Source organism: Algoriphagus sp. (genome assembly GCF_024642405.1).
In the GTDB taxonomy this organism is placed as follows: domain Bacteria; phylum Bacteroidota; class Bacteroidia; order Cytophagales; family Cyclobacteriaceae; genus Algoriphagus.
Map to the genome: position 1 here is coordinate 1 of NZ_JAHEBC010000276.1, position 5,180 is coordinate 5,180.

At 38.9% G+C, this 5,180-nt stretch carries 4 protein-coding genes and 1 pseudogene; all 5 read right to left on the minus strand.

Annotated features, from left to right (window positions below):
- Window positions 1-399: pseudogene (locus Q0L68_RS15970) on the minus strand (glucosylceramidase); the annotation flags it as partial.
- 55 nt (window positions 400-454) lie between these two features.
- Window positions 455-844 carry a hypothetical protein gene (locus tag Q0L68_RS15975; RefSeq protein ID WP_296705125.1) on the minus strand — a complete coding sequence of 130 codons (390 nt, stop codon included), beginning with the start codon at window positions 842-844 and terminating at the stop codon, window positions 455-457.
- Window positions 841-1,239, minus strand: a complete 399-nt coding sequence (locus tag Q0L68_RS15980) for a hypothetical protein (protein WP_296705127.1) — start codon at window positions 1,237-1,239, stop codon at window positions 841-843. The genes Q0L68_RS15975 and Q0L68_RS15980 overlap by 4 nt, the downstream gene beginning before the upstream one ends.
- 11 nt (window positions 1,240-1,250) lie before the next feature.
- Window positions 1,251-1,754: a DUF937 domain-containing protein gene (locus Q0L68_RS15985; RefSeq protein WP_296705128.1), complete on the minus strand. Its 504-nt coding sequence runs from the start codon at window positions 1,752-1,754 to the stop codon at window positions 1,251-1,253.
- Between the two features lie 57 nt (window positions 1,755-1,811).
- The gene (locus Q0L68_RS15990) at window positions 1,812-5,033 is read right to left on the minus strand and encodes a S41 family peptidase (RefSeq protein WP_296705130.1); all 3,222 of its coding nucleotides are present in this window, start codon (window positions 5,031-5,033) and stop codon (window positions 1,812-1,814) included.
- Window positions 5,034-5,180: the final 147 nt, after the last annotated feature.

The following is a 5,180-nucleotide window of genomic DNA, read 5'->3' on the forward strand; positions in this document are numbered from 1 at the left end:
GTCTGTTGCCAATGAGTCTTCCAAATCATTATAGGAAAAAGGATACTCGTTTAAATCTGAAGCAGCTACAGATAGTCGCAAATAGGAGATTCCAATTTGATTAATCCCTTGCCCAAAGAGTTCCTCCAATAAAGCCTTTCGGGCTGATTCTGCCATACCCAATAAGTGTAAGGCACTTCCCTGAGAAAGCGTAAATCCAAACCCATCCATGGCTTGATAGGTGTTGTCAGGGTAAATTGTAATAGTAGGAAGGTTACTTTCTTCAACAGACAAAACCTCCTCCTGCATCGTTAAAAGTACTCCATTTTGAGGGTCAGTTAACCAGAATTCAGTATGATCAGGAACTTTTTGACAACCGAAAATTATAATTAGTAGAACAAAAGCCGAAAGATTTTTCATGGGGAATAAAAAAAGCCATGGAATATACCATGGCTTGAATTTGGATTAAATCTTATCAGAATGCAAGAGCGGCAAGTCCTAATTTTGATTTGAGTGGATTGATTGATTTCAGGACTTGACCTGAATATTTTTTAAACAAATCACTTCCCAAAAGGTCAGTTAAAAACTTTGTTCTTTTGTTTTTTAAACCTAAAAAGCTAGCCTTTTTATCATCATCGGAAGCTGAACTTCCGTTGATTTTCATCAGGTCATCTACAAAGCTTTTATTATCTGATTCGAGTTTACTGGTCTGGTCAGAACTTAGATCCAAGCCTTTGGTATCATTTAGTATACCCAAAACCTGTGAGGCCATATCTAGTTTTGGAACTTTTAGACCTTGTGCATTTGTACTCACTGCTGCAAAAAAGAGTAGTGAAAAGAGAATTAAGAGTTTGTGTTGTTTCATAATATCAGTGTTGCGATTTTATACTTTGTTTTGAATGGTCTGATTTTCTTCTTGATGCTTTTTTTGTAAGATTTTGCTTTGTCTTTCCCTAGGATTTTTGAAAATGTACTAGATTGGTTTTTACCCAATGAAAGGATAGATTTCTTTTTATCTTCATCACTTCCGTCTCCATTGGCTATGGATATAACCTGATCTAAGAACTCACTATTTGCTGATCTCAATTCATCCTTTTTTGAGTTATCAATATCCAAGCCAGAATCATCTGGAGCGAAAACACCAAGCATATCCTTTTTGAAATCAAGGGAAGGAATAGAAATCTTTTGTGCAAAAGCAGATCCTATTGAAATGAAACATAAAACTAAAATTACAGTAGCCGGTGAATATATTCCTTTCATGTTTTGAATAATTATTTAAATAATCCTTTACCTAAATCCATAAGACCTCCTAGGTCCATTCCACCTCCAGTGTTGCTTCCCCCCATCAATGAACCGAGTAAATCTGTAGGGTTGACTTTTCCAGAACCACCTTGTAAAGCAGCTACTACTGATGACATGATGTCCTGATTATCTTGTGGTGCATCATTTACTCTTTTATTAAAGAAATTTAGAATCATTGGAAGGGCAGCTGCAGCAATACTTAGGGCTTGTTCTTTACTGATACCAAGCTTATCCATCAAGCCTTCAGAAACATTATTTTGAAGTTGGTTGATTACTGGAGCAGAAGGAGAGGTTTCATTTCCGGAAAACATTTCTTTGACACCTGCAAGGTTACCTGATGCTACCTGCTTTTGAAGACTCGAGAAAATTGTTTCTTTAACTGCCGTTGCTGAAGATTTTGGATTTGATTGATTCATGCCTGCAAGCATTTCTTCCAGTGGCCCTTCAGCTAAATTTAATAATTGATCTAACATGATTTTAAAAGTTTGTATAGGCTAAAGTACATTAAATTCAGTTTTTAATTCAATAAATCAATTTCCTTTTGGTCTAAAATAACGAATAGGTGCTTTTGGCTCTGGTTTTAATTCGACGCCTTCAGTCTTTAATAATTCCAAAGCAACTTGTACTGCACGTTCCAACTGCGGGTCTTTTCCTGCGATAACATCCTTTGGCAATTGCTCAACAGGAATGTCAGGAGAAATGCCTACACCCTCTACAGCCCATTCTCCTTCGGTATCATAGAATCCACCTCGAGGAGCTACCATTCTACCTCCGTCTACAAATGGAGGTGTATCCCAAGTGCCTACTAAACCACCCCAGGTTTTAGTTCCAATCAAAGGACCAATTTCCATTTTATTAAATAAGTAGGGTAGAAGGTCACCGCCTGATCCTGCCCGTTCATTGATCAACATGACTTTAGGTCCCCAGATTCCTGACATAGGTTGGGTAAATGGCCGATGATCATTCGCTCTTGAATTAAAATACCCGGTAAGTTTTCTGTTCATAATATCTACCATGTAATCTGCTGCAGATCCTCCACCGTTATTCCGCTCATCGATTACAGCTCCTTTTTTATCCTGTTGTGCAAAATAGTAACGGTTGAAGGAAGTATATCCTGGTTGCCCCGTATTAGGCAGGTAGACATATGCAAGTTTGCCTCCAGAAAGCTCATCCACTTTACGGCGATTTCCTTCGACCCAAGCTATATTTCTAAGTTGATTTTCATTACTTACAGGTACTATTAAAATGCTTCTTGAGCCTTCGAGTCCTGGTTTTGAATTCAAATGGATTTTTGTGGGGACATTCGCTGATCCTTCAAAATAAGTGTAGAGGTTGCTTCCTTTTTCAATGGCTTTCCCATTCACTCCAACTAAATATTCACCAACCCTAGCTTCAGCACCTACTTGTGCTAAAGGTGCATTTAGTCCTGGATTCCAATCTTCTCCTGAATAAATTTTCTTGATTTTAAAATTCCCATTGTCTAACTCAAAATCTGCCCCTAGCAGTCCGATGGGAACCCGATCAATGTCTGGAAAATCTCCGCCTCGGGTATAACTATGTCCCACAGCCACTTCACCACCTATGATGTCGATGATATAGTTCATATCTGATCTATGTCTAACAGATGCTACCCAAGGCTTGTACCATTCGTAGATTTCATTCCATGGTGCGCCATGTACATTTTCCACATAGAGAAAATCTCTCTGATATCTCCAGCCTTCCCGATAGATTTGCTGCCATTCTGCCATCGGATCCACTTTGACTTTCATAGCAGCAATGCTTTTTAAAGCGCCATCACCTACCTTTTTACCGGATCCTGAAGTTTCTAAGATTCCCCAAGTTCCCCCAGATTGATACAGTAAATTTTTACGGTCATTCGAAACAACTACCTGATTTACCCGAGGCAAAAAATCTTCTGATTTACGCTTTGTCAAATCATATTTCTTTAAGACAGTTCCTTCATTCTCCACTACCTCCATATAAAATACCTGATTTGCGGGAGCAGGAGCCAGTCCTGAATAATTTCTTGTAGGAATATCGATAGCTATAATTCGGTCCATAATTCCAGCTTCTGATATCACTACCATTACTTCTTCCTCTTTCTTTTTTTCTTCCTCTTTTTCTGTTTCTTCGTCGCTTTGGGGAAGGAGAGGAGAAGAATCAGCGTCATTTAATACAACAAAGTATAATGCCCTAGTAACCGGATGATCATAGCTGCTCATATCTAGCCATCCTGTGTTTAACCCAAAGTCTGTACTTGCAAGAAAATAAAGGTATTTACCATTAGAATCCCAGACAGGCGATATAGCATCGGCCATCGTGTCGGTTACTTGGATTTTCTTTCCACTGGCTATTTCGTATACAAAAATTGATTTCAACTGATTATCCATCAATCTTGAATAAGCTATCCATTTTCCATCTGGGGACCAGACTGGATTCATAGTGCGATCAGGATGTGCAAAACGATCAGTTTCTACGATTTTACTCGTTCCTGAAGTTACATTAACCACCCAGATATTATAATCTGTATCGGTAAAAGCGATATGCTCATTGTCTGAAGACCATTCTGGCTTGAAGAAAAAACTTGGATCTTCGATGCTGATAGTTTTGGATATAATTCCTGATTGATCTGCAATAATCAACTGGTATTCTCCAGAAGCGTCAGAGAAATAAGCAACACTATTGCCATCAGGAGACCAGACAGGAGACCTTTCTGCAGATTTTGAAGTGTTCGTTAGATTTCTTCCTGCTCCATTTTCTTTCGGAAAAGTCAAGATCTCTCCTCTAAACTCGAAGATGGCTCTTTGTCCCGTCGGAGATAATTGAGGGTTTTGTAATTGATTTGCAGAGACATTTGTCCAGCGTTCACGAGCCCAGTGAAAATCACCGTTAACTTGTATGGGTACTTGAGTGAGTTCTCCATTGATTGGATTATATAAATGGATATAACCACCTTGCTCTAAAACTAGGGCATCAGGCCCGGCATCGATACTTTTGATATCGAAATCCTTTAAAAAAGTTTCTTGTTTCTCTTGCTTGTTACTTGGATCATAAGACCAAAGATTTGCAAGGTTGTCCCGTTCTGAAATATAAAAAATCTTGTTTCCAAACCAGACAGGATCAGTATGTCGCTCATTGTCTGTTTGGGGAGTCATTTCCAGAGAGTAATCTTTCAGGTCTAAAATCCAAATTGGTTTTGCCTGTCCACCTCGGTGATTTCTCCATTCAGGATCCCAAAATGATATCTGTTGATAGGCAATGTGTTGCCCGTTAGGGGAAATCTCACCGTTGACTGCTCTAGGAACCATCATAGGTGTGGGCATTCCACCAGTCACTTCCACCTCAAAAAACTTAGATTCCTGGGTGGCATGTCCTTCCCTTCCAGAGGAAAAAATAACTTTCGAACCATCAGAACTCCAACCTGTAACCATATCAGCTCCTGGATGCCAGGTAAGTCGTTTGGGTTCACCTCCTTTTGCAGGAATCAAATAAACATCAGTGTTTCCATCGTATTCACCTGTAAAGGCAATCCAATTTCCATCTGGTGAAAAATGGGGTAAGCTTTCTTCCCCTTCATTACTGGTCATCCGGATGGCATCTCCTCCTGATCGAGGTGTTTTCCAAAGGTCGTTGGCATAAACAAAGACAATTTCGTTTTGACTTAAACTAGGTTGTCTAAGGAGCTGGGTTCCCTGAGGAAAAACAGCCAAGCTCATAAGGGTTGCGATTAAAAAGAGAATTATTTTTTTCATGAAAATGGGGTGTATTGGGTCAAATTTTAATAATCTGAAAATGTAATTAAACGAACTGCGGAAGATTCAATTAAACTTTATGTCGGGTGATATCTTTTGTTTTTTCTATTTTAACATTTGTGTAATCTGAGTTGGTTATATTTCAAT